The 22,393-nt window shown below is 47.7% G+C and carries 30 protein-coding genes; 1 reads left to right on the top strand and 29 read right to left on the bottom strand.

Annotation, left to right across the window (positions count from 1 at the left end; translation table 11 throughout):
* Window positions 1-4: 4 nt before the first annotated feature.
* Window positions 5-715: a GntR family transcriptional regulator gene (locus LG402_RS21360; RefSeq protein ID WP_166267798.1), complete on the bottom strand. Its 711-nt coding sequence runs from the start codon at window positions 713-715 to the stop codon at window positions 5-7.
* A 203-nt stretch (window positions 716-918) separates the two neighbouring features.
* Here LG402_RS21360 and LG402_RS21355 point away from each other — a divergent pair, with 203 nt between their 5' ends.
* Entirely contained in the window at window positions 919-1,593 is a 675-nt protein-coding gene (locus LG402_RS21355) for a helix-turn-helix transcriptional regulator (protein ID WP_162762206.1), read from the top strand.
* A 14-nt stretch (window positions 1,594-1,607) separates the two neighbouring features.
* On the opposite strand, the gene LG402_RS21350 is transcribed toward LG402_RS21355, so the two are convergent.
* The 28 genes from LG402_RS21350 to LG402_RS21215 all read right to left on the bottom strand — a co-directional run bounded on the left by LG402_RS21350 (window position 1,608) and on the right by LG402_RS21215 (window position 22,301).
* On the bottom strand, window positions 1,608-2,276 hold the full coding sequence (locus LG402_RS21350) for a hypothetical protein (RefSeq protein WP_042847309.1): 669 nt from the start codon (window positions 2,274-2,276) through the stop codon (window positions 1,608-1,610).
* A gap of 44 nt (window positions 2,277-2,320) precedes the next feature.
* Window positions 2,321-3,475, bottom strand: coding sequence for an acyl-CoA dehydrogenase family protein (locus LG402_RS21345; protein WP_042847312.1), 1,155 nt, complete (start codon window positions 3,473-3,475; stop codon window positions 2,321-2,323).
* A gap of 9 nt (window positions 3,476-3,484) precedes the next feature.
* Entirely contained in the window at window positions 3,485-4,918 is a 1,434-nt protein-coding gene (locus LG402_RS21340) for an FAD-binding oxidoreductase (RefSeq protein WP_072035188.1), read from the bottom strand.
* A 30-nt stretch (window positions 4,919-4,948) separates the two neighbouring features.
* On the bottom strand, window positions 4,949-5,797 hold the full coding sequence (locus LG402_RS21335) for a GNAT family N-acetyltransferase (protein WP_166267800.1): 849 nt from the start codon (window positions 5,795-5,797) through the stop codon (window positions 4,949-4,951).
* A gap of 182 nt (window positions 5,798-5,979) precedes the next feature.
* Window positions 5,980-6,333, bottom strand: a complete 354-nt coding sequence (locus LG402_RS21330) for a hypothetical protein (RefSeq protein WP_042847314.1) — start codon at window positions 6,331-6,333, stop codon at window positions 5,980-5,982.
* Window positions 6,330-6,653, bottom strand: coding sequence for a hypothetical protein (locus LG402_RS21325; RefSeq protein WP_042847315.1), 324 nt, complete (start codon window positions 6,651-6,653; stop codon window positions 6,330-6,332). Before LG402_RS21325 ends, LG402_RS21330 begins: the two co-directional genes overlap by 4 nt.
* Entirely contained in the window at window positions 6,653-7,216 is a 564-nt protein-coding gene (locus tag LG402_RS21320) for a hypothetical protein (RefSeq protein WP_042847318.1), read from the bottom strand. Before LG402_RS21320 ends, LG402_RS21325 begins: the two co-directional genes overlap by 1 nt.
* On the bottom strand, window positions 7,213-7,728 hold the full coding sequence (locus LG402_RS21315; RefSeq protein WP_042847319.1) for a hypothetical protein: 516 nt from the start codon (window positions 7,726-7,728) through the stop codon (window positions 7,213-7,215). The genes LG402_RS21320 and LG402_RS21315 overlap by 4 nt, the downstream gene beginning before the upstream one ends.
* On the bottom strand, window positions 7,728-8,147 hold the full coding sequence (locus LG402_RS21310; protein WP_042847321.1) for a hypothetical protein: 420 nt from the start codon (window positions 8,145-8,147) through the stop codon (window positions 7,728-7,730). The genes LG402_RS21315 and LG402_RS21310 overlap by 1 nt, the downstream gene beginning before the upstream one ends.
* Before the next feature lie 8 nt (window positions 8,148-8,155).
* The gene (locus LG402_RS21305; protein WP_042847323.1) at window positions 8,156-8,926 is read right to left on the bottom strand and encodes a hypothetical protein; all 771 of its coding nucleotides are present in this window, start codon (window positions 8,924-8,926) and stop codon (window positions 8,156-8,158) included.
* Between the two features lie 25 nt (window positions 8,927-8,951).
* Window positions 8,952-9,314: a hypothetical protein gene (locus LG402_RS21300; RefSeq protein WP_042847325.1), complete on the bottom strand. Its 363-nt coding sequence runs from the start codon at window positions 9,312-9,314 to the stop codon at window positions 8,952-8,954.
* Between the two features lie 123 nt (window positions 9,315-9,437).
* The gene (locus tag LG402_RS21295; RefSeq protein WP_191901253.1) at window positions 9,438-9,833 is read right to left on the bottom strand and encodes a hypothetical protein; all 396 of its coding nucleotides are present in this window, start codon (window positions 9,831-9,833) and stop codon (window positions 9,438-9,440) included.
* Between the two features lie 86 nt (window positions 9,834-9,919).
* A complete protein-coding gene (locus tag LG402_RS21290) occupies window positions 9,920-10,801 on the bottom strand; it encodes an AbaSI family restriction endonuclease (RefSeq protein WP_042847328.1) in 882 nt (293 codons plus the stop codon).
* A 50-nt stretch (window positions 10,802-10,851) separates the two neighbouring features.
* A complete protein-coding gene (locus tag LG402_RS21285) occupies window positions 10,852-12,567 on the bottom strand; it encodes a DUF4942 domain-containing protein (RefSeq protein WP_052219395.1) in 1,716 nt (571 codons plus the stop codon).
* 124 nt (window positions 12,568-12,691) lie between these two features.
* Window positions 12,692-13,300, bottom strand: a complete 609-nt coding sequence (locus tag LG402_RS21280; RefSeq protein WP_042847330.1) for a hypothetical protein — start codon at window positions 13,298-13,300, stop codon at window positions 12,692-12,694.
* A 72-nt stretch (window positions 13,301-13,372) separates the two neighbouring features.
* Entirely contained in the window at window positions 13,373-13,825 is a 453-nt protein-coding gene (locus tag LG402_RS21275) for a hypothetical protein (RefSeq protein ID WP_042847331.1), read from the bottom strand.
* A gap of 12 nt (window positions 13,826-13,837) precedes the next feature.
* Window positions 13,838-14,305 (bottom strand): hypothetical protein, encoded by a 468-nt coding sequence (locus LG402_RS21270; protein ID WP_042847333.1) that lies wholly within the window; start codon window positions 14,303-14,305, stop codon window positions 13,838-13,840.
* 88 nt (window positions 14,306-14,393) lie between these two features.
* Window positions 14,394-15,041, bottom strand: a complete 648-nt coding sequence (locus LG402_RS21265) for a DUF2726 domain-containing protein (RefSeq protein ID WP_052219397.1) — start codon at window positions 15,039-15,041, stop codon at window positions 14,394-14,396.
* 37 nt (window positions 15,042-15,078) lie between these two features.
* A complete protein-coding gene (locus LG402_RS21260; RefSeq protein WP_042847335.1) occupies window positions 15,079-15,447 on the bottom strand; it encodes a hypothetical protein in 369 nt (122 codons plus the stop codon).
* The gene (locus LG402_RS21255) at window positions 15,444-15,764 is read right to left on the bottom strand and encodes a DUF1064 domain-containing protein (RefSeq protein WP_052219416.1); all 321 of its coding nucleotides are present in this window, start codon (window positions 15,762-15,764) and stop codon (window positions 15,444-15,446) included. Before LG402_RS21255 ends, LG402_RS21260 begins: the two co-directional genes overlap by 4 nt.
* Window positions 15,765-16,006: 242 nt before the next feature.
* The gene (gene rdgC / locus LG402_RS21250) at window positions 16,007-17,002 is read right to left on the bottom strand and encodes a recombination-associated protein RdgC (RefSeq protein WP_042847513.1); all 996 of its coding nucleotides are present in this window, start codon (window positions 17,000-17,002) and stop codon (window positions 16,007-16,009) included.
* Between the two features lie 239 nt (window positions 17,003-17,241).
* A complete protein-coding gene (locus LG402_RS21245; RefSeq protein WP_166267806.1) occupies window positions 17,242-18,063 on the bottom strand; it encodes a DNA adenine methylase in 822 nt (273 codons plus the stop codon).
* A gap of 54 nt (window positions 18,064-18,117) precedes the next feature.
* Window positions 18,118-18,759 carry a nucleoside triphosphate pyrophosphohydrolase family protein gene (locus tag LG402_RS21240; protein WP_052219399.1) on the bottom strand — a complete coding sequence of 214 codons (642 nt, stop codon included), beginning with the start codon at window positions 18,757-18,759 and terminating at the stop codon, window positions 18,118-18,120.
* A 226-nt stretch (window positions 18,760-18,985) separates the two neighbouring features.
* Window positions 18,986-20,254, bottom strand: a complete 1,269-nt coding sequence (locus LG402_RS21235) for a DNA polymerase III subunit beta (protein ID WP_227336995.1) — start codon at window positions 20,252-20,254, stop codon at window positions 18,986-18,988.
* Between the two features lie 148 nt (window positions 20,255-20,402).
* Complete coding sequence (locus LG402_RS21230; RefSeq protein WP_166267808.1) at window positions 20,403-20,735, bottom strand: hypothetical protein; 333 nt, start codon at window positions 20,733-20,735, stop codon at window positions 20,403-20,405.
* Window positions 20,732-21,193, bottom strand: a complete 462-nt coding sequence (locus LG402_RS21225) for a hypothetical protein (protein WP_042847339.1) — start codon at window positions 21,191-21,193, stop codon at window positions 20,732-20,734. Before LG402_RS21225 ends, LG402_RS21230 begins: the two co-directional genes overlap by 4 nt.
* Before the next feature lie 54 nt (window positions 21,194-21,247).
* Window positions 21,248-21,769 (bottom strand): hypothetical protein, encoded by a 522-nt coding sequence (locus tag LG402_RS21220; RefSeq protein ID WP_042847341.1) that lies wholly within the window; start codon window positions 21,767-21,769, stop codon window positions 21,248-21,250.
* A gap of 106 nt (window positions 21,770-21,875) precedes the next feature.
* Window positions 21,876-22,301 (bottom strand): hypothetical protein, encoded by a 426-nt coding sequence (locus LG402_RS21215; protein WP_042847343.1) that lies wholly within the window; start codon window positions 22,299-22,301, stop codon window positions 21,876-21,878.
* Window positions 22,302-22,393 lie beyond the last annotated feature (92 nt).

The raw sequence follows: 22,393 nt of genomic DNA, 5'->3' as shown, positions 1-22,393 counted from the left end.
CACCTCAACCTTCCCCGTGAATATCCATATACAATTTCATACCACTGTCGATGGAGTTCGTAAATATCTTAATTATAAGATCTGCATTTCTGTTGATAAGAGCATCGCGCAAAGGATAATAATATTTAGGCCATTCCTCTAAGGAAGTTGTTTCATAGAGGAAGTGGAAGCTAGGCCCCACACTTACCCAAAGCTGTGTAATCAACGCCATAAGCTCAGGGGAATCAGAAAGCGTAAACATCCGCAGTCTCAACGCCCAATGCAATAGAACGGCGGTTTTAATGTCCCCCGACAAGTGTGCCGCTTCGAGTTCGAGCGTCAATTCCACCAGTGAATTAAGCGCTTCGTCAGACATGATATTTATTGAACGAGTGATGGCGGGTAGTTCTAGCATCTTCCGTATGCCCATCAATTCAATAAGTCGATCAGGATGAATATCCGGAACCAAAAAAGCGTGGGAAGGTGAAACATGTAACGCTCCATACGAAGAAAGCCTTACCAGTGCTTCTCTTACAGGAGTAATGCTCATGTTTAAAGATTCTGCAATTTCCTTGGTGATCATCTTTTGGCCTGGAGCAAGAAACCCCAGAATTAAGGCGCATTTTAGACGATTTTCAACTTGTTGGGTTAGACTGATTCTACGCGGAGGTTTTGCATTTAATGACAATAGGATCTGGTCTGAAATGTCACATAGTTGAAATTTATTTTTATTCATAATTGAAATTCTCGCGGAACTTTAACCTAACAAAATATTTTTAGGAACATTTTATTAGAATTGAATATTCTAAAAAAATCAATTTTCAGAAGTAACGAATTCTTTCATTATCATAGATCATGATGATTTTTGAATGAACGACGGGTATCCTAAGAGTAGTCATAGCTGTGTACTCTGAGGTTACGGTGAAACGGTTATTTAGCTTGGATGACGTTGATATTATTGAACAAATTTTGAAGGTTTCAGATGCGCTAGGATGCAAAGGCTTCTCCTATGCGGTCCAGCCTAAAAGCAAAAAAGGTGGTTCCGTAATCGTCTCGAACTTTCCACCACACTGGCAGGTTAGATACGAAAAACTATCATATCATCACATAGACCCTATCATGACATGTGCTAAAAAAAGTATACAGCCTTTTCACTGGGCTGATGCTGGTAGCAAACCATATCAGGATGTCAGAAATATTCAGATATCCGACCATGCCATTCCTGGTGTACTGAATGGATACACAATACCTTTGCATGACCACATGGATAACGTAGTGGCCTTTAGTGTTTGGAATGACAATTCATCCAGCGAACTCCAGCGACCTCATCATCCAATAAATGATAATATATATAGAAAAATCATAACCCTACATGAGATGATGTTAACCAAAAAAAATGAAGTGGCTGAAATAGAACAACACATCCTTAGCAGCAGGGAACTACAGGTGCTGCAACTGTCCGGACATGGAAAAACCTACAAAGAGATCGCTCAGACTCTATCAATTTCTGAGAACACTATAAAATTTCACGTTAAGAATATCCTAACCAAATTGAATTCTAGCAATATGAGACAAGCCATAACTACGTTAAAAAAGACTTCTGGCTATTTTTAAGTGGAGAAATAGCTTCAGAAAGAGTCACCATACACCCGCTCGGGCAGCGCGCTGAGTTTTTCACAAATCTCGCCCCTAACAAACAAGCAGTAATCCCGCTTACCAACCAAATACACATCGTAATCCACCAGGCAAGCATGTGCATTTGATAACTTCACAAGCAAAGCACTCATAATGTCCGGGAAGCCTGGCGCTTGATTCAACAGGTGAAAATTCACTGTAAATCGCGTAGGTAGAGACTCCAGAATATCTCTTTCATAAAAATCATTTTCATTCTGAACACCCCAGTAAAAACTTATCTTTCGTTCCGAATCTTTATTTGCTTCAGTGAGTAAAATAGAGCGAGCATAAGAATAACCAGAACCAAAGGCCAGAACGATGACAGGCCTACCGCTGTCTGAACGAAGCCAGGCGTTCCCCATAGGCCCGGCAACAACAACGTCATCACCGACCTTTAGTTTTTTGAGAAAACTATCATGCTTCCTTGTGTCGGCGATATGTAACTCGATCACCTCACCTGAGTTTTCGGGAGAAGCTATCGAAAAATACCCAGATCGGCCGCAATTTAGAATAACCTGAACATATTGACCGGGCTGATAATTTAGTTCAGATTCAAGTCGAATCACTACACGATAGATGTAAGAGTTTAGAGCTCTCATGCTTGATACAGTTGCCGTTACCATTTTTGCCTCACGTTAAAGGCTGGGGATGACCCAGCCAATAAACATCAAATGAACAGGTTGTTTGAATGGTTGTTTAGTAGAAATTGTCCACACTGCTGAACAATAGACTCACTGGCAACAGCGTGCTGATTCATGGTGTAACTGTCGCGCAACCATTTATCCATCGGTGTTTCGTTTTTATATATCGAAGCACCGCCCACCAAGTCATAAATGGTTGAGATGATTTGACGGGAAACCTTGAATGCTTGTTGCCTTGCCAGGGCAACTGTAATGCGGTGAGCGTTGCTCAGCGGCTCTTTACCTACAAGGCCATCCCATTGCTCATTCAGTGATGAATAAACGGCACATCGTGCGCTATAGAGCTCAATTTCACACCGTGCAAGAACCGCCTGCACTCGTGGACTTTTTTTCCACGAAACCGACAGTGAGCGGTCGTATTTGTGCTCAGCAAGGCTGATCGCATAGTCCAGAGCAGCACGCGCCATCCCGAGTGGTATTCCTGCCATGTTGCGCAGGATAGCATCAGGAACATCGTGTAAAGGCCCTTTGCGATAAGGCTCATTGAAACTAAAACTGTGCTCGTAGGGAACGAACATGTTATTGGCACCATAATCACGACTTCCACTTCCGGCAAGACCAGTCGTGTGCCAGTTATCGTGTAATTCGTACTCATCAGGTTTTGCCATCATAACCCGCCAAATTGGCGCTCCGTGGCGATCAACGACCTGATTACCATCCTGATAAACGAAACACCCTGCGCTGAGTATATCGCAATGACTTAAGCCACTGCCAAACCGCCAGCGGCCGGAAACACGATATCCACCAGGCACTATCTCTGCTTTACCTTGAGGATGTATCCAGCCTGCCGTAATCGAGTCAACGGTGAACATATCACGCGCCACAGGCTCATCTATAAAGCCTGAGTAAATACCTGAGTCACTGCCGATCATTGCACACCAAGCCACAGCAGCATCACCAATAGCCAGTTGCTCGATAACCTGGGTTTGCTGAGGTGAGGTTAATTCCAGCCCTCCCCATCCTAATGGGAAATTCATCCTGAATACGCCAATCTCCCTGAGTTTGTTAACAATATGGGGAGGTAGTCGGCGCTGTTCTTCAAGTACACCACCTTCAGCTGAAACTTCCTTTGCCAGCTTTTTTGCATTAAGTAACAATGATTCGAATGAGATTGCGTGCATTGCGATCACCTATAAATATCTGTCATTACTGATAATGTTATTGGGGTCAATGAATTGCTTTAATTCACGAACAAAGCTTCTTTCACCCACACCAGGAGTAATTGGATCCGCCCACTTGGCATGTTCAACACCTAGCCGGTAAGGGATAAATCCTTGCGCCGTAAATTTTTCATGTAATTTACTTAAAGCGGTCAATGAATCTGCCGACTCTTTTTCGCTTTTCTTAAAAGCGATTGAGACAACCAGGTCTATGACATCACCACTAAGGGCGTTGATCGTAGCCCCGCAAAGAACTCCGGTTTCGTTGTGAACTTCATCAATTAGCTGATAGGCCATTTCCAGCGCATCAGCAGTGAAAGGAATCAACGGAAGGAAAAAGATCCAGCCAGTGCCACCTGTATCAACTTTGTCGTGTCTAGCTCCCAGCGTTTTTCTAAGCAGAGTGTCATTTAGGGATGAATCGCCAACATGGGCAGCTTCAACCAAATTAGCGATCACATCAGGCCCAGGATAATTACCTTCAGTTACCGAATTCGATGTCACATTTGTAAATACCTGCGAAGATTCGCACAATTTTTTAATCAAACCGATTCGTTGCGAGACATCGTCAGATAGACCGTCCACACACAAGTGAACGGTATATAATCCGTCACTACCGCCATAGGTTGAGTTGGCCGTGGTGTCATAGATCTTCAATACGCCGCTACTCAGGCCGTTAGCCACCCATTTCTTCAATGTTTGTATTGCTGGTGAAAGCAACTTTCGGCTGAAGTTAAATCGGACTACATGTGTACTTTCAGGGCGGGTATGTAGTTTTATTACCCCTGCCGTAACAACACCAAAACTAGATTGCGTAAAAAACTGCACTAATGAGGGGCCTACACCATGCGGGTATATAGGCGTTTCAACACTTCCGGGCCACCAGCCAACACGGATGATTTTTCCCGTCGGCAACAGGACTTCAATGCCGACAAGGTCTTCAGTTCGTTGATGACGAAGTCCCACCCCTCTGTCCAAGGCATTGCCGAGGAAGCTGGAGTGAGCGGAAGATGCTGTAATGTTCAACATTTTTTGGGTGCCGATTAACAGCTCAGACAGTTCGCCTTGGGTCACGCCAGGCTCAATAATTGCCCAGCCTTGGTCTGTATCAATTTTCCGTACTGCATTTAATTTTTGTAACTCAACAAGGTAGCTACCGTCCGCAACATCCTCCCTAGAGCCCAGGCCCCAGTTGTACCCAATGCTGACAGGATGCAGCCGGGTGTTAGGAAACTCACTTGCACCTATCACTATTTGCTGGAGGTCTATGAGTGAGTTTGGACGTAAAATGCCTTTAATTTTTCTACGTCGAAAAGCACTGACGTTATCTGGTAGCCGTTTTGCCCTGACAACGCACTCACCATCTACACGCGATGCAATATAGCTAAGGAAATCTTCTTTCATGGTATTCTCTTATGTTGAAAGGTTGGTGTTTCAGAGTTTGGTTTTGACGTAACTTAGTTGGTCACTGAAAGTGCCATCTTGATTAATTAGTCTGTGTTTACTGACTCCTTCATGTACATAGCCTGCCTTGAGCGCGACTTTTTTGGAGGCCACATTTTCGGGTTTAACTCCTAATTCAAGGCGATTAAATCCTCCATCAGTCATCAGCCACTCAGAAAGCAATTTCAGGGCCTGAGATGCATACCCCTTTCCTCTGAACCCTGAAAAAACGCCGTAGCCAACATCACCAACCTTGGGTGGCACTACAGGCCGAAGGCTGATCCGACCAATTAATTCTTGTGTCTCATTTTCGAAAATAGACAGCATCATTTTTTCCCCCAGTAGCCAATATAGGCCTGCCAGACGGCAGTCTTTATCAAACTGAGAGAATGGGATGTCAGGATAGATAGACCAAAAACGAGTGACAGAGTCGTAGTGGTCTTGGAACATACGATGCCCATCGGGTCGGGCTGAAATGCGTAGCGTTACCACGCCATCGGTAAGGCCTTCTTGCGGGAATGGAGTGAAGGATTCGTGACCAGATTTAGCGCTGGAATAATGCAGTTCAACAATATCGATATCAGCGCCCCTGGGATCTTTAAACGCTATCAATCCACTGGGACTGAGTCCGGCATTCAGCGCTGCGGCTACTGCTGGTAGATTGTCTGAGTGAATTAGGCTCAGAACAGTTTTTCCTGCCTGCTCAAGCTCAAGAAATTGAGTCGTGAGTTTTAAAAATGCAGCCTCTGGGTCTGAGCACTCCCCCAGGGAGTGATAGATGACATTGTTAGAAATGGGATGTTCACTGAATAGAGACATTACACCATCGGAATCGCTCATTTGAACAACCCTGTGATGCATGTTTAGTTTATCTAAGACGTGCTGAGTGCTGTTACATAGCGGTGCGGAAGATGCATGATGTAAGAAATTCATCGTTAAACCTGTGAGATGGTTGTTTTGGCTAGGACGCTCAAAGCATATAGCCAATTCTTACAGGTTTAACCTACACAACAGGGTAGTTTTTATGGGGCAGTGGTATTAATGACCTTTGTGGCGACTTCCAGTTCGTCAATGGCAACGTTGCCTAGAAGGAGACCTAATCGGGTTGTAAGATTTAATTGGTTATTTGCATACAGCCAAGCCATTGCTCCCATACAATAGGATTCACGGCCTGAAGACTGATACTGCCCTTCCTCTCTGTCTTCAGCACCGCCCTGGTAGGTTGTCTTGTGGCAGAAAAAAACCTCCTGATCAGAAGAAAGCAATGTGCGCTTAATGTCATCCAGACGGCCCTCTGTCAACGGGATCCCTCCCGTCGTTCTGAACGGACAATTTGCGCAAGGTTTTTTAACGGCAAACAATTTTTTAATGTTCATTTCTGTTCCGTATAAATAATCGATGCACCTTTCCAGCGGCGAGTAGTGTTGAGCATGAAGTTAGGGTCGATACTGCGGACCGCCTCGGCCATCATTCGTGGTAAATCGTGCTCCACACCGACAATGTCGAGAGACATACAAAGGCCGGAAGCGTACTCGTTCAACAGCGTAGCAGCCAGCTCTGGTGTTGATACGCCGCGCTTGACTTCATCTTGCCGGACGGCCAGAACACCACCAAATTGGGCATAGACATCGCGCCGAATAGCATCAAGCAAGTGCGGCCAAAAAGCGCCTTTTGGTAACTCACTTAGGCGATTCATCAAAAAAGCCTCACAAGGAAGTCAGGGGTTGACTGCTTGGTATATAGATTACCATCACATCGTTCGCCATCGAAAGATTCCCAGCCCCATGCGGGGTCAACAGAGGTTCCTTTGAGCACTCTATCAATACGTGGCAGTTGAAGAAGGGCTTCATCGTACAAGGCCTGGTTGGTTTGCTTAAGCATCGGCAAGATCCGATTACCCATTTCCCACAGGTGGAACAGGATACCTTCATTTACGCCGGGCCTTGCTATCTCGTGTAACTCAGGAAGTGTCTTATGAATGCGACTTAACTGATGTTCCCAGTTCACATAGAGATCAACCTCTGCCTTGATTGCAGTGCGGTCAGTAATGATATTTGCGCCGTATATACGGTGCATTAACACGATGACATCCAATTCACATAACCCGTCATTGAGGAAATTGAAGGTCGGCAGGTTGAAGTGCATGAACTGAAGGTAAGCAACAGCCAGATCCACCTGGTGCAAGTTCATCATGGTTTCTATTGCGTAAAAATCATCTTTTCGGGTGGCGTATGTATGGGTAATGCGAAACTTATTCATTGCTGACCGCCTATGTTCCAGTGCCCTGGGATTACATCGCTTAAACGCATGAATGGTGTGTGTTGCTCATCAGAGGGGTAGCGTTCATCCAAAGCGGTAAAGACATCATCGGCATCCAAATCCGTTGCTCGAAAATCGTCCACCAGCCGACGAACTATTTGCCCTTTCCTCTCCAATTCAGTAAGCAACAGGATGACACGACATAGGGCTTGCTTAGCGCTGGCCTGCGCGTATCGAAGTTCACATGCGGCGACATTGGCTTCAGGGCTGATTGGAATATTAAGTTGTAGATAAGCCGTGGCCGCAGCACGGTTGTGTTCAAGGCTTCTCACCAATGCCCTGATCAATACAGGCATCGCACCAATGTGATGTGGTGATATCACGATACTAAGAGCGTCACTCTTAACTATCATTTCATTGGTGATTTTCCATTGATAATCGCGGTTTTTATTGTCCTGAACATACAGTAAACGGACCAAGATCAGGACAGCCGCGATCAGCACATACATCATCATTTAACCCCGTGCTTGATGTCTATTTGTTCAGCACGCGCAATGCTCCCGGCAATCAGTTGCTCGCATTTCTCGCGACGAAAATCTGAACTTGCGCCGATCTCATCGAACTGAGTTTTTAGCTGGCCGGTGTATTTCTCAACGGTTTCCTGCATATAGTCGGTCATTGCCTGCGCCCTTTCATCAGAATCCTGTTCAGCACCTAGCGCTTTAGATAACGCCCGCTGCATTTGTCGGGCAATTTCTTTGCCGCGCGAACTGGGGCTTTCAATGTAGGCTCGGCACTGTGCGATTGCGGCGAGTACAGCGCCATGCGAGCCTGCAATTTCGCCTATGGATTCTTTCGGCAAAGGTGCAGATTGAGCCGGAATAGACCCCAGAGAGAGCACCGCGATGAATATAGCGATAGAACTTTTCATTGTTAACCTCACGGTTTCATTTCGACGGGTAAAGCCAGCACGGCAATGCGATGGATAGCCGCAGTGATTAGCGCAATGGGCACGATCGCAGTGTAAACCAGCCAGTCACTATTAAGTGACGTGTACGACCACAGTGCGAACATGGCAAGGGATAGCATGGAAGTGGCAATCATGATGCTGACATTGCGGAACACGGCCAAGACGACGGCCTTGAAGTTGCTGAACAACGCCCCTTCACAACACACTACAGCCCCCACGAACATGATCATCATTGGCAGGACGAGCAAGGTCGTGAACGTCACCAGACTGTACATGTTGAAGTAGACTGGGAACAATGAAAAGAACCCCTGGGACTGAACGGCTGGAGGGGTTGATAACGGTACTGGTACTTGAGCATTACTTGCGGCAGCGCTGGCTGTCGGCATGTAGAGGCTGAGGCACCAAAGCACAAATACCAGCAAGAGTGTGGCAATAAGGCCAGTAAACAAAGTCACAATCAGGTTCCGAATGTGATTTTTAAATGGCAGTCTTTTGCCCGTGATTTTCTGTTGTGTCAGGGTCATCATCACCAGCGAGGTGATGAAAACAGGTTGGAGGATAAAAAAGCCGATATCGGCCATAGAAAGCCGCTGCATTAGCAAAGAAAGCAATCCTCCGCCGATAAAGGTCGGGACTATCAACATGAGCAAACCGTAAGGGCTCAAAAAGGATTTACACGTTTCGGTGAAAATGGATTTGATCGAACGGGTGCTAACTTTCGCGTGTCGCATTTTGGACATTGGACATCCCTTATTTGAAGGTTGGTTATTGGCCGCAACGCTTTTGAGGCGAAGCGTGGGAAATAACATTGGTGAGGTCACGGCGCTTTCGGCGGGTATTGAGGTCAACAACGTTGGAGTTAGAGGTTGTTGAGAGCAAGGCGGTCCGTTCGGCAGGACGATAGGCCTTAAGAGTAACGCCCTGGAATGTTAACGGGACTCCCTCCCCACCATCTTCATTGCAACGCCCCCCGGCGAGTTCATGCAGTTTCATACGCTGCTTCACATCCGAGGCTTTACGGCGAAACTCGTCCATGCTCTGACGGTCAGCCAGGCACTGGGCCAGATCTTCGTTGCTCAATGTGAAGCGGTATACCACCAGCTTTAACCAATATTTAAAGTTACCCATGACTCTTCCTAAATGGTTTCGAATGGGTTAATTGTCTCATGCAACTACTGCTGACAAAGAATGCAAAGGAGATCGAAATGACCTCCTTTTCTTTCAGAATTTCAACGCAGAATGGAGGATGATTTATTTCGAGGCTGTCATTGATAGGTACTTTTTACACTGCTGGTGGACACGACCGGCAAGAATGATCGAGGCGCTATAGTCGAGAACATCTAACCCAAAATGATAGAGCGTTTCATCGTTAGTCGGCTCAAACCAGCGACGAACGCCACGACGGCCAACTTTCAAGAACCAGGAGATACCTGTGGCTTTGTCATGTTCGATGAAGAGTCTTTCAGCCCCCTGCTCATCGGTGATGATAAACCCTGCCCCTTGCGGGTAGATAAGGCCTGAAGCACCAGGAGGAATGCAAGTTGATTCATTGGCTGAGAAAGCCAGTCGCTTTCCACGCAAATTTACAAACTGAGTCACGCTATTGTCCTGAAGAAAAATGAACAGCAGATAAAAAAAGGCAGGCATTGGAACCCACATGCCTGCCTATGTGTGACGTCATTTTAAGATGAGGTGAACCTGTGACGAAGTAAAATGGGCGACAAAACGCGGTGCTATTTTTGCCCTGAAAAAACCTTCACGCGTGTATCTACCCGCTTGAAAACATTAACGCCTTCAGTTGATTCAGACTCGTCTTGGGTGAAAACCCCCAGAAATCGATATAGCGTTCGATTCAGTTCATCGCGCGAATGAGCCATTACGATGCGGTAACACCATGTTTCCTTATAGTTACGCTCAGGATTAAGGCTTTCTTCCCTTATCAGATCGCCATTAATGGAAAGTGAATTATCCCATTCTCCTGCCTTGTATAAACGTGGAAACCAAACCATCACATCCCCGGTCAACCCTATTGCTTCTACAGCGGCTTTGGGTAATCGCCAGCCTCCTGATTGATGGTGGCCTTTATCTCCATAGCCAAAGCACTGTAAAGCATCACGATGATATCTGAATACAGCGTAAGGTCCCGCCTCCAGGAAACCTGCATCAATATGTTTTTGAGCAGTATAGCGTTCTTCATAGTCCCAGGAGAGGAACAAACCTTGCATTTCCAGCTGGGCTTTTCTATCCCTGACGAACTGGATAAATTCGTCAACGAGTTGATTGATGGCATCCAGGGTTAGGTTATTGGTCGGAATGCGTTTTTCAATAAATCCGGTCGCTTCCAAAATATCTAACCGACGAATACCGTCAGCCTTTTTTGCATCATCGCTGTCATGGTGTGCTTCGTCTATCTCAAGATACAGCTTAAGTTGAGGGAAAAGCAGATCAGCAAGGTAAATCTTTCCAGATTCTCCTTCCTTACGGATGCACTGCTGGCAAACGAACTCAAGCTGCGGATCATCCAACTTGTGAAAGATTCTATTAATGATGTAGTGCTCCCAGCGCTTGTGTGAAATTTTTGATAATGCTCGGAGAACGTAGTCGGTTTTACTCATAGGTTTACCAGTGCGGCCGTTATGGCAAATCCCATTAACGGCCGAGAATATTAATGGAAATCAATAGTAAATAGTCTAACTTGCACTCCAGTTCCTTCAAAGGCATTTTCATATTGGCCGACCTGATGTACATCACACTCACGATCTATCAACGCCTGAATACTTTCGTCAGTAGCGCTTCCAGGTAAGATAACCACAATACGCCCTTCACTCTTAACAAACTGCTGCGCATGCTGTAGGTGCAATTTCCAACGATTGTCGGAGTATGGAGGATTCATTAACACACGCTCAAATAGGCCCAGTTGCGTTACCGTGGTACTGAGGAAATCTTGCTGGTGGGTATCCCAGCGCAAGCGAGAGCACATGGCTGCGACATTGTTTGCCTCGACCCCGATCACCTTAACACCTTCTGGCAAATTGCGAAGTAGCGCACCAAAGCCGATGCTGGGTTCAAGTAAAGTATCACCCTCACGCGGGTCGCATTCGTCCATAGCCGCTTTCTGGAGGTCCCCCGTTGTAGGGTAGAACTGATGTGTTTTTTGGTCGGGCAAGGTACCACTGATTGCGATCGCTTTAAACGCGTCCATCGGCCAGAATTCAAACTCGTAGACTTCAGGCTTTACCTCCACCGCGCCAAGGATACGGAAGATACTATCAAGTTCCTTTTTTACCAAGTCGGTGTATTGGTATGGTCGGGGCATCACGATAGTAAATGGAGCCGCACCATATTGCTTCGCACTGTGTTGGTTGTTTCGGGCCATTTCAGCCAATTCTGTGCAGGTTGGGAACGCAATCCGGTAATCAATTAAATCGCCCGTGTATTGCGTGTTTCGAGGTGCCTTGTTGGTTTTTCCTCTCTCTTTGAATTGAGGGATGAGGCCTGGCATACGGTAAGCCAGTACCGTATTGAGGTCATCGCAAACAGTCTCGGAGACCTGAATATGTACATTGCCGTTAAGGAAGCCTTTACAGGTCAGCGCGCCACCGTCTACCGATATCCATTCTCCCACGTTACTGCTGAGGGATTGCTCCAACGCCCACTTATTCACGATTTCAGCGCCAGGACGGCCTTGCATGAGGCCGATGATTTTACGCAGATCGCTGAGGTAATCCATATTGTCATAACCGCGTTTATAGTCGCGGCATGGCAGGCAATTGGTGATCACCATCTTCGGACTAAAACCTTGAGCCTTGTTAGTTTTGTGAAACACTGACAGTTTTTTGAATACGCCTTCGACCATTTCTGCGAAATAATCTTTTTTCTCAGTGGTCAGGCTTTTTGCAGTGGCGAGCACATTCTCTTCTGTGAAGGCAACAGGCCGTAGGGCGGCAAGTCGATCTGGAGATGCTTTGCGCCACTGCCTAAGCGTGTTGTACCACTCGTCTTTCCGGGCGGTTGGCATAAAATTACGTACACCAGTGAGATCCAATACTTTTTGCCAGAAGGACTCATCCAATGCGCAGGTGGCTCGCTGGAGATCAAACAGACAATCAACGGCCAATGTTGTCCCTATCGAGTTGTTACATCCGTCAGTAAAATAACGAAATGCCTGGCTATGACGTTTACCCATAACGACGAGGTGCAATGAGTCAATTTCGCTACGTGCATCGTGGTATTCTGCGAGTAGTTGCGTAAGTGCGTTGAACAGACGAAACCCTTCGTGTGGGGTTATACCGGCATGATGACCATCTATAGCTTGATACAGAGGAAGTATCGGCTGAAATTCAGTGGCGGGGTTGGGTTCGTAGATGGCTAAACTTGTCATGGGGTACCTCACTGGAAATAGAATTATTATCCGGTGGGACTAACCGCTGACGAAGGGAAAAAGTCAAAAAAAAAGCCTCGTCCTAACGAGGCATCTATTAAAATGAGGTACTACTTATTATCTCTCAACACACGTCGTCTTCAACATCCTCACCGAACTCATCGAAACAAACCCGCGTCGGGAGAGCGACTCCTTTGGGGCGAAACGTATGATGGAGCTGGAGGTTGTTCAAAAACTCTGCTTGTATGAGTATTTTTATACTGTTACGTAGAGTATCTGAGGTCGGGTTTAAGATCCAGCCACATTTTACGCGTATACCACGTTTATTCGTGATCAGCGCGGTGCATTCACTTTCATGATCGGACTCTTGATTGCAGTTCGGGCAAAGGAATACCGGCGTAGAGCCGCCTTCCATGAGGGCCTCGCGAAAGTCTTCAGCGGTCGGCCAGATATAAGCATCGCAAATTTCCGGCAGACGCTGCTCGTTATAGAACTGAGCCGGTGCATCATGACCTCGAATACCCTCCAGTGACTGAAGGATCCGCTCTGGCGAAAGAGATAACACATCGCTGTATTCTTCCAACTTCGCGTAGGTCGTGTTGCGCATTATGGTCACAGTTAACACGTCCGCGCCCGATCGCAAGGCTACATTTTCAAGCGCCTGAATAGCTCCCTCAACCGAGTTCGGTGGTAATTGGGTATGAATGCGTTGCGCTATCAGTGACTGGCTCATTTTCACTTCCTCAGGAATGGTTGTAATGCCGATTTTACTTCGGCTTGTGCCGCTGACTGAATTTTCCAGGTACTACAATTTGCTGCTCATGGTTAGGCCATCACTTGTCGGGATGTCAAAGCACAGGGCATTTCCAGACTGATATTCGTAGTCACCCATCAAATAGCAAAGTTTGAAATTCCCGCGATGGTACTGGCGCAATTCAAGCGGCAGACCCGGATTGGGGAAGATCTGTAGCTGAACAGTAAATTGGCCTTTTGTGGTCTGGAAATCAGTCTTCAAACCAGTGCCCGTTTCATTTGAGGCTCGAACAACAGGCTGCGTGACCGTGCCAACATCCCAGGTGGTGATCAAGGTTGTCGAACGCAAGTAATAAATCACGGAAAGCCCGGCCACAAGCAAGACCAAAAGAAATGCAATCAGGAACTCCCTTGACGTAATTGTGTACGACCAGTGTTTTTGCTTTTTGCGCGTGTTTTTTTTACGGCGCGGAGCTCTTTTAGGAGGCCGCTCAGGAGTAGTCATAAAAACCTCTTTTTAACTTTTCGTGGCAATTTTTAAGCCAGCCAACATGTACATCACTTGAATTTCACTCAAGGTGCTTAGGTTTAATTCTTGTATATATCTACATATCCCTTCCGGGGTTTCAACGATCGGCATGCCAGGCAATACACCTCCACCAGCACGCTTTGCGAGATGCAAACCTGCATAGAGATGTTTGATCTGATGAGAAGAAAGCGCCGATATATCCAGGTGTGTCAGATAATCCCGCTGCCGCTGAATGCTATAGCGTTCGCGGACATCATACTCATCAGGTAGTGCAACAACGCCTTCTATGCTGGTTGCTGTGAATTTATCAAAGGGAGAGGAAATGCCAGCAACAATGAACCGTTGTTCGGCAACATTAACGACCTCACCTTTGGAAAGATGACCGTCCTGGTGCTGAATGAATACCGTGGATCCGGTATACAGGTTACCTGTCCAATATCTATAGGATTGAGACATTCCACGCCCCCTTTAAGTGATCTCACAAATACATGATATCAGTAGTTCAGAATCGACAAAGCCCGAACAAGTCGGGCTTTCATTTGGTTTATTCGAATTGACCGTCGGAGATGGTCTCCGATATATCTATCGCGAGATCGTTATCGCTGATATCTGCCAGGCGCTCGTAGCGGTAGAGCGGGATATTCAGGTGGCTGAGCAGGCCAATCAGAAATGCACTGTTCTCAGATTCGGCCAGTCGCTCTTCAGTCAGCATGACCAGTACAATTTCGCCGCTATGCACATCGCTTAGAACAAAGTTAAAGTTCATTCGCGACATAAACTGCATGGCACTTTTGACGTCCAGACTTTGGCTCTCAAAATCCTTTTCTTCGGCCTGAATAATGTCGGTCACTCTGACGCGTGGTGCAACCGCATATTGGTCGGCAAACATCTCAATCAGGCGAGAGTACAGATTGCTGGCATCGCGCGGGAGAATAAATTTATGGCGTTTGTACCCAACGTAAATGGCCGGAGTCAGTTCGTCATCACTGGATATCACGCCTTCGTGATCTTCCCTTTGATAAATTCGCTCACCCGTTTCGGCATCAATGGGAAACAACTCGTCGAGCGTTGGCTTCCGGCTCCCCTTTTCGCCGCCCGGTTTTTTTTCCGACTTCCCGGTAAAAAACAGTAAGTAGGCCAACCCTAATACACCTGCAATAAATACGGCCAATCCAATCATCTTGAAAGACATGACGCACCCCCGTGCCTGTCTTGGTGAGTAATTCCTGTTATACCGGCCTGTCCGCAATGTCGTTGCGGATCAGGTAGTCAGCCAGGTCCCTAAGTGAAGAAACGCCCAAGTCCCGCAGTACCGCAGGCGGGCGCTCTTTATTAATTTCGGCTTCACGCGCTTTGCGGACATTCTGCAAATATCGATACATCTCTTCCGGCAAAGTCATGGCTTTGGCACTCAACAGCGGGTAATCGCTGCGGGCAAACCACGCTTCATAGGCCGCATCCTTGCGAACGTGATACATGGAGGGATCCATTTGCCCCTCGACGGGCGGTTGCCAAGTATCGTCATTGCGCTTCTTGCGCTCCGTGGATAAGAACCAGGTTTCGAAAAATTGCTTTACCACGCTATCAGTTACGCTCATGGATTTTCCTTGTTGTACCACGGAGAGAAGTCTTCAAAATTCCAACCTCCCTCATCTTTGAGCCATTTCACGGCCAGAAAACGGAAGGGATAGTGTTCTGCTGCAAGCTTTATCTTGACTCTCGCGTCCTCTTCCCAATGCCCTTTCACTTCATGCACCTCCAGATCACCCGAGGTCAGCATGACGAAAAAGTCCGCTGTATACGTTGTTTTGTCGGCAAGGCGCAGTTTGATTGATTCGAACTTGAACCAGGCGACTTCACCAGCATGCATACGCCATTTCAGATGTTCGGCGTAGCGTGCTTCTGTTTTATTCATTGTGCCCGTTCGCAACCGCCCCAGCGCTTGGGTCCGTAGCTTTGCTGTCAACTCTGCGGGTGCAGACTCAAGGCTTTGCTGGATGGGCGTTACAGGCTGCACGTCTTTCTTTGGTACCGATTTTGAACTCGCGCTCCGGCCCATTCTCTGTTCGTATTCGCGTTGCTGTTCTTCAGTCCAACGAAGCATTAGACGTTACCTTCGGTTTCGATTACCTAATTCATACCCGGTATGGTTACACGTTATTCGTCGTCATCCAGCTCGCTGTTATCGGCCGCCTCACCACTTTCATCGCCTTCCTCTTTGTCACCCCCGTCAGCTTCAGTTGAGGACTTAGCTTCCCCGCCGAACGCAGCAATTAACTGATCAAGGAGCTCCATAATGACTCCGGTAAACAAAACGAAGTCTGCATCAAACCTCTGCACTTCATCTTCACGATCAATATCATCGTTTTGCTCAATGAGGGCGTCAGCAAAGTTCAGCCTTGAGATGACAAAGCTGTCGTTGATGACGAAATTAAGTTGCTCCATCCAGCTCATCGCCAGCTTAGTGACCAACTTGCCAGCTTCGATGTGGTTAGCAATCTCATCGCAAACCAGATCTTGTCGTTTTGTCGTCACAACGCCACCGTCTTCCAGAATAGCTTCCAGGGTCGCTTCATCGCACAACGCCAGGCCTGGAGGCAGCTCGGAAGAGCGAACCCACTCGGTCAGCTTCAGCTCAACCGGAGTTTCTAACGTGAAAGGTATGATAGGCAGAGTGCCCAGTGTTTTACGCAGGAGCGCTGCCGCGTCTTCAGCGCGTTTAAAGCTGGTGGTATCCACTATGATCAGCCGGGATTTGGGATCAATCCACATGTTCATGTTGGCGTATTTACTCAGTGCTTTGGGTAGCAATTCCCCTAGCACCAGGTCGTTCAGCGCTGAAATTTCTGTGCGTTTCAGACGACGATTTTGCTCTTTTTCCAGCTTGGTCACACGCTGGCGCACGAGCTCTTTTACCGTGGCCGGAGGAATGATTTTGCTCTCGTTACGCTGAGTCAGCAGAATGAGGCCATTCGCCTGGTGAGTAAGCTCTTCGTACTCTTCACCCAGCGGGCTGACCCAACCAGTGCGCGCCATATCCTGCGGGCCGCACGGCTGAAACATGAAGGGTTTCAGTTGTTCTGTGATGTTACTGAAGTCAATCTGGCGGGTGATGCGGTACACCACGACACTTTTGGGACGAAAAAGAGGCATAGCTCCCTCACTATGATTTTTAATCAGAAGGGGCTTGCCCTTTGATTTTTGTTTTGACAGGTACTGGATGCGGTCACGAATAGCCAATTGCACCCAATACACCACATTGTTGTCTTTGATAAATTCAAGGTATTGGCGACTAGCTTCAGCAGGGTCATACCGGTGAATGATGGCAATTTCATCGCAGAATCGCTCAGTTAGAGGATCCTTGAGCGGTGGAATTTCAAACACCGGCACGGTCATGCTGAGGTCTTGCCGGAAGATACAGCCCGACGGATAGCGATAATTTCATTCGCCTTTTTCCCTTCCCCCGTTCCGTTATAAACACTGCGTGGGGCAGAAAACCCTTTAACTGCGAATCCGGCATACATCTCGCGGATGTTCTCGGCATCATGGCTGGAAGCCACCACATGCACCCCTTCCTCCGGCAGAGTATTCAAAATGCCCACCAGCTCGCGTTGTTGGGCTTCAGAGAATCCGCTTGCGTGATAACCTGTAAATTTGCCCGGATTGACATAAGGCGGGTCACAGTAGACCACGTCACCTTCACCGGCCAGTTTCAGCGTTTCTTCATAGCCTGCGCAAAGCAGATCCACATTTGCAAGGCGGTCAGCCATGTAGCGGATTTCTTTCTCTGGCAGATAGGGTTTGCGGTAATCGCCCCAGGGTACGTTAAACTCCCCTTTACGCTTGTTGTACCGGCACAGACCACGATACCCGTGGCGGTTCATGTAGATGAACATCGCGGCCATACGGACTGGCTCAGCTGTACGTTCGTTAAATTCTTTACGGATCGCATCGTAGTGTTCGCGAGTACGGCACGTAGCATAGAGTTCAGACAGTGCAGCAATAACGCTTTCAGCAGCGTTGCGGATGGTGTCGTAAGTGTTGATTACGTCGGCGTTGATGTCAGCCAGTACGTAGTTTGAATACGCGGTATTCATCATCACTGCACCCGAACCACAGAAAGGTTCGATCAGACGGGCACCCTTTGGCAGCGCCAACTTCAGCTGAGCCATGACGCCTTGCTTACCCCCAACCCACTTCAGAACTGTATTCATTATTTCACCATAGAAAGCGGGCAACCCCACGTTGCCCACATGAATGGATAAGGCTTACTTGATGCCGTTTACCAACGCTTTGCGCTCTTCGACGAGATTACGGTTCTCATCGTGTGCCAGGAACGCTTCAAACTTCTCTGGATAACGGACGGCCAGCTTGACGATATTGGTTTCCAGAATACGGCCATAATGGATACCGGAGGCCGATGGGAAAACACCCAGGCTATACCAGTTCAGGTCGCCGAACTCTTCAGACAGGTTAACCAGGTCCAGCGACTGTCCTTCAATCGTGTTCACCAGCGCTTTGCAGATTTCTGCGGATTCAGTAAACACACCCAGAGAGGCATGCAGAATGCGCGAGTCGATTGCACCCAGGGAACCGAGGCCGATATTGTGTGCTTTGCCGTCAAAACCAGTCATCATCATGGTGTTGGTGTCGTCATGCAGCTCATCAGCGGAAATGGACTCCGGCGAAAGCGTGCCGATCAGGTCTTGCAGGTCGGCCAGGCCTTTTTTAAAGCGATTAATGTCAATCGGTTTACGGTAAAAAATACCTTTTTTAAACTGGTCCAGCATTTCACCCAGTGAGTGAGCCGCTGACAACAACAGATACAGGTGAGGCACACTCACGCCGCTGATGTTAGGGATCACCGATTCGGTGCGAAGGGCTTCTTCATGGTATTGCTTCAGTTCCACGTAAAATCCTCAAGTTTCTTTATTGCTGGTGGAGCAAGAGGTAACTTTTGAAAAATAAATGTTACCCATGCGGGAGAAAGTGCTCTCATCATAACCGTTGACGTTTCCCATTCCCTTCGAAAAGGCGGTCAATTTGTCGTTGTTTTTCAGTGGGAAATGCCAGCAGCTTTGCACGATTGACGTGCGATTGCTTTTGGTTAACAAAACAAACAGTTAGTGCGACTTGTTAGAATCTGACTGGCATGATGATGTCGCAGCAGTCATCGCCGAAGCCGATTTCCAACCCTGTTACCGTGTCTTTCAGGGCAACAGTTATTTCTGTTTCTTCGTCTGAATGTGAGATCAAGCTATTCAGTGCGCGAAGCAGGTATTCGCAGTTGATGCCGATTTCAATTTTGTCTTCCTGCTCCCCTGCCACTTTTTCGATATCCAGCACTTCCTTGCACTCGATCAGGTTTTGATTAGGGGACTTAATCATCAGCGCATTACTTTTGAAAACGAATACGCCTGTACTGTTCGCATTCTTACTGACTGCGCCTGCATTGATGAGCGGCAGCGCACGGCTTAATGCGTCACGGAGCACCAAGGCATTTATGCTGAACTTCTCTGTATTGTGCTTAACAACACCTGCAACACGATGCCAATCGGGATAGCTGCCATTAATCAGATTGGAGACCAAGGTGACATCACCCAGGTTAAAGGTCAGGTAACTTTCGCTGTAGTCAATACGGAAATTTCCTTGGTTTGCACCCAGCAACTTCATGAGGATAGGACATACTTCGATCGGCAGGATGACCCCAGAAGAAGTCCCAGACAGAGATGCAGGGGCTACTGGTGTCACGATCTCTTCTTGTGATTCGTTCGTAAACAGTACGTCTTGAGTCATTACAGACATTCGGTGCCCATCGGTCGCGACGGCGTTGAAGGTATTTTTATCCAGACTCAGGAAAACCCCATTCATGTAATGGCGAACGTCATTCTTACCCGCAGAGTGCATGACACGTTGCAAGGTTCGATGCAGCATATTGGCAGGGAAAGTGATGCTGTACTTGGCTGTCAAATCGGACTCGTCTACAACCGGGATTGTGTCCATACACAGAGGAATGTTGTAAGCATTTTTGCCGGTACGAATGATGAGGCGATTTCGGTCTTGGTCGCATCGTACATTCACGGTTTCTTCACCTTTCATGTTACGGAACAAGGTGCTGATATGGGTTGCAGGTACAGAGGCCACCATATCACCGTTGGCTTTATGGACCACTCCACGGGAGATCACTTGCCCGGTATTGTAATCAACACCGAGCGCGCTCAGGTTGTCCCCTACCAGGGTCAGGGTCAACATTTCCAATACTTTGAACTGAACGTTACCACGCTTAATGATCATGCAAGGCGCATCGATGATACGCAGCATGTCATTTGCAGAGATGTCGAAGCCTGGCAGATCTTTGAAGGTACGCTTCTTTGGTGCCGCTTGCTGATTCAGAGTTGTGGTCATGTCGGATCCCTATAATTTAGTAAGTAGTCATAATTAGACTACCTCGACCCAAACTGGTGACGAATAGCAAAACAGCGAATTATTTAGGATAAGTGAAGTATTATGGCTTCACAAAATAAATGGGGTCACTTGACCCCATCGCCTTCTGTTAACGCAGACAATCCGCCATAGTAAAATATCCGAGCCGCCGCATCATGTCGTACATCTGGCGGGCTTTACCGTTAGGACCTTCGTGCTTACCCAATTTGTAGATCAGAACGCGCATCCCCATCAACACACTTTCTGTATCGGGTTCACCTTTGAGCAGGGGCTTATCTGTATTCTCCAGCCAGGCTCCGTGCTGTGCAAAATGCAGAATATCCCCGGCCAGTAATTCAGGCTGCTGTAACATAAGATGGCAAGTAGTGAGTGCAAACTGAGTTGCTTCGGCTTCACTGACGTTCAATGTAATTGCCAGATCAGCCGCTGAATTAACGGTCATAGTGCATTCCTTTCCCATGCCTCTGGGTTCCCTCCCAGCGTCAGCACCAACGCCTTGAGTCTTTCCGTTTCCGCATCCGCTTCCAGTCGTTCAGCACGAAGGCGCTCATTTTCAGCTGTCAACTGCTCGTTAGCCCCACGCTCAGAGTTAACTTCATCTTGAAGTCGCTTGAGTTCAGCCGGATTGTCTCTGTCTTGCTTGGCTTTTTCACGGTAGAAAGTCAGTTGCTTGCCGAATGAGACGTTCAGTTGCTGGAGGGCATTAAATTGGCGCAACAAACCTTGATAGTCAGGAGCCGGGGAATAGCTGCCTTTGTAATCACCGGACAGGTTAGCCAGCGTTGAGATCAGCTGTGTGATGAGCTCTGAGGGGGCCGTGACTTTTCGCAGATTGTCAGCACAGACCCCTTTCTCTTTCAGCGTCTCAAGTGTTTGGTTCAAAATCGACTTCATGTTCATGATGAATTACTCCGGTTGCTGATGTTGAAAAAAGTTCACTCACCTACGCGAGCATTATGCTGACCAAGGTTTACCCACCGCATCTAATGCGGCGATAACGGTTTGACGATAGGCGGCAACTGCCCCCGCGACCTGTGCGGTATAGACCCTGTCAGAAGATAAATCGACGGGTTGGTTGATGTGCTCCACCAGACGATCCAGCGCCGCAATTAGGTGCGTGACATTCTCATAGCCAAAATCACTGTCTGCCCGGTCATACAGGGCGATGACGGCATGGTGATGTTCGCCATGCTCTTCGAAGTGCTCGCGAAATTCGTCAGCCAACGCACGCATCGTAGCGATAGCGGAATGCGTTTCGGGTGTCAGCAATTGCGATGCCGGTTGTTTCAGGCGAGCATGGTGGCAGCGGACCCAGGCATTCCATTCCACGTTGAGGTCGATACGTTCAGAGTCATCATCATCATCGACAAAGCCTGCGGCTACTAGCTCAGCGGCCGTGGCGTGGTTGATGTTTAAGCGCGATTGCAGATCCTGTATGAACAACTGCCGCAGGTTCAATAAGCATGGGTCTTTCATGGTGTGTCCTTCTGGATAATTTGAGATAGCATAACGTGGGTGATATGGCTCACGAAATTTTTGCGTAGAAAACCCGCTGGTTTAGCGGGTTGATGATCTGGCTGGGTTACTTGGGGCCACTAAAGGTGTTTTCGATAACTTTCTGACTGCGTTCAACCCAGTCGCTGCTGTTTTCACAGTTAACGTTGGCTTCGAATACCTGGCGTGCGGATGTGTACATGGGGCTGTTGTACCCCCCACGATTGGCAAGCATGACGCGGATGCCGTTGAGGTAGGGATAAATCGGGTCCTGCAAGATAGTCTGATCCACATCACCAGCTTGCTGACAATGCTGGGTGCGCATTTTAATAATGTCCTGAGCAACCTGTAAGCACTCAGGGCAGCTGGCTTTGTAGGATTGGAATTCTGCCATTGATTTTCCGGCAACAGGTCGCCCACTCGCATTGGTAGGAATTTCAGCAAAGGCACTGGTCATACACAATGCGGCAATGGCTCCGGCCAGAAATGGTACGCCACGGATACGTTTAAACATGTTTTTTCACCTTGTTAATGTTCACCCAGACGGGTAGCTCGATCCTACTACGGACATGATTTCCACTCGCCCGAAAAGGCCAACAAAACGAG

It is taken from the genome of Proteus sp. NMG38-2 (assembly GCF_020640995.1).
GTDB lineage: Bacteria > Pseudomonadota > Gammaproteobacteria > Enterobacterales > Enterobacteriaceae > Proteus.
This window is presented reverse-complemented; position numbering and strand designations above follow the sequence as displayed.

Bases quoted from the DNA above. Each gene is read 5' to 3' on its own strand.
- LG402_RS21360 (WP_166267798.1), bottom strand. From the start codon at position 715: ATGAATAAAAATAAATTTCAACTATGTGACATTTCAGACCAGATCCTA.
- LG402_RS21325 (WP_042847315.1), bottom strand. From the start codon at position 6,653: ATGAATCGCCTAAGTGAGTTACCAAAAGGCGCTTTTTGGCCGCACTTG.
- LG402_RS21350 (WP_042847309.1), bottom strand. From the start codon at position 2,276: ATGGTAACGGCAACTGTATCAAGCATGAGAGCTCTAAACTCTTACATC.
- LG402_RS21300 (WP_042847325.1), bottom strand. From the start codon at position 9,314: ATGGGTAACTTTAAATATTGGTTAAAGCTGGTGGTATACCGCTTCACA.
- LG402_RS21340 (WP_072035188.1), bottom strand. From the start codon at position 4,918: ATGAAAGAAGATTTCCTTAGCTATATTGCATCGCGTGTAGATGGTGAG.
- LG402_RS21285 (WP_052219395.1), bottom strand. From the start codon at position 12,567: ATGACAAGTTTAGCCATCTACGAACCCAACCCCGCCACTGAATTTCAG.
- LG402_RS21220 (WP_042847341.1), bottom strand. From the start codon at position 21,769: ATGAAAGACCCATGCTTATTGAACCTGCGGCAGTTGTTCATACAGGAT.
- LG402_RS21255 (WP_052219416.1), bottom strand. From the start codon at position 15,764: ATGAATAAAACAGAAGCACGCTACGCCGAACATCTGAAATGGCGTATG.
- LG402_RS21215 (WP_042847343.1), bottom strand. From the start codon at position 22,301: ATGTTTAAACGTATCCGTGGCGTACCATTTCTGGCCGGAGCCATTGCC.
- LG402_RS21290 (WP_042847328.1), bottom strand. From the start codon at position 10,801: ATGAGTAAAACCGACTACGTTCTCCGAGCATTATCAAAAATTTCACAC.
- LG402_RS21320 (WP_042847318.1), bottom strand. From the start codon at position 7,216: ATGAATAAGTTTCGCATTACCCATACATACGCCACCCGAAAAGATGAT.
- LG402_RS21335 (WP_166267800.1), bottom strand. From the start codon at position 5,797: ATGAGCGATTCCGATGGTGTAATGTCTCTATTCAGTGAACATCCCATT.
- LG402_RS21295 (WP_191901253.1), bottom strand. From the start codon at position 9,833: ATGCCTGCCTTTTTTTATCTGCTGTTCATTTTTCTTCAGGACAATAGC.
- rdgC (WP_042847513.1), bottom strand. From the start codon at position 17,002: ATGCCTCTTTTTCGTCCCAAAAGTGTCGTGGTGTACCGCATCACCCGC.
- LG402_RS21265 (WP_052219397.1), bottom strand. From the start codon at position 15,041: ATGTCTTTCAAGATGATTGGATTGGCCGTATTTATTGCAGGTGTATTA.
- LG402_RS21315 (WP_042847319.1), bottom strand. From the start codon at position 7,728: ATGATGTATGTGCTGATCGCGGCTGTCCTGATCTTGGTCCGTTTACTG.
- LG402_RS21310 (WP_042847321.1), bottom strand. From the start codon at position 8,147: ATGAAAAGTTCTATCGCTATATTCATCGCGGTGCTCTCTCTGGGGTCT.
- LG402_RS21270 (WP_042847333.1), bottom strand. From the start codon at position 14,305: ATGTCTCAATCCTATAGATATTGGACAGGTAACCTGTATACCGGATCC.
- LG402_RS21235 (WP_227336995.1), bottom strand. From the start codon at position 20,254: ATGACCACAACTCTGAATCAGCAAGCGGCACCAAAGAAGCGTACCTTC.
- LG402_RS21345 (WP_042847312.1), bottom strand. From the start codon at position 3,475: ATGCACGCAATCTCATTCGAATCATTGTTACTTAATGCAAAAAAGCTG.
- LG402_RS21225 (WP_042847339.1), bottom strand. From the start codon at position 21,193: ATGAACATGAAGTCGATTTTGAACCAAACACTTGAGACGCTGAAAGAG.
- LG402_RS21275 (WP_042847331.1), bottom strand. From the start codon at position 13,825: ATGACTACTCCTGAGCGGCCTCCTAAAAGAGCTCCGCGCCGTAAAAAA.
- LG402_RS21330 (WP_042847314.1), bottom strand. From the start codon at position 6,333: ATGAACATTAAAAAATTGTTTGCCGTTAAAAAACCTTGCGCAAATTGT.
- LG402_RS21260 (WP_042847335.1), bottom strand. From the start codon at position 15,447: ATGAGCGTAACTGATAGCGTGGTAAAGCAATTTTTCGAAACCTGGTTC.
- LG402_RS21280 (WP_042847330.1), bottom strand. From the start codon at position 13,300: ATGAGCCAGTCACTGATAGCGCAACGCATTCATACCCAATTACCACCG.
- LG402_RS21305 (WP_042847323.1), bottom strand. From the start codon at position 8,926: ATGTCCAAAATGCGACACGCGAAAGTTAGCACCCGTTCGATCAAATCC.
- LG402_RS21245 (WP_166267806.1), bottom strand. From the start codon at position 18,063: ATGAATACAGTTCTGAAGTGGGTTGGGGGTAAGCAAGGCGTCATGGCT.
- LG402_RS21230 (WP_166267808.1), bottom strand. From the start codon at position 20,735: ATGACCGTTAATTCAGCGGCTGATCTGGCAATTACATTGAACGTCAGT.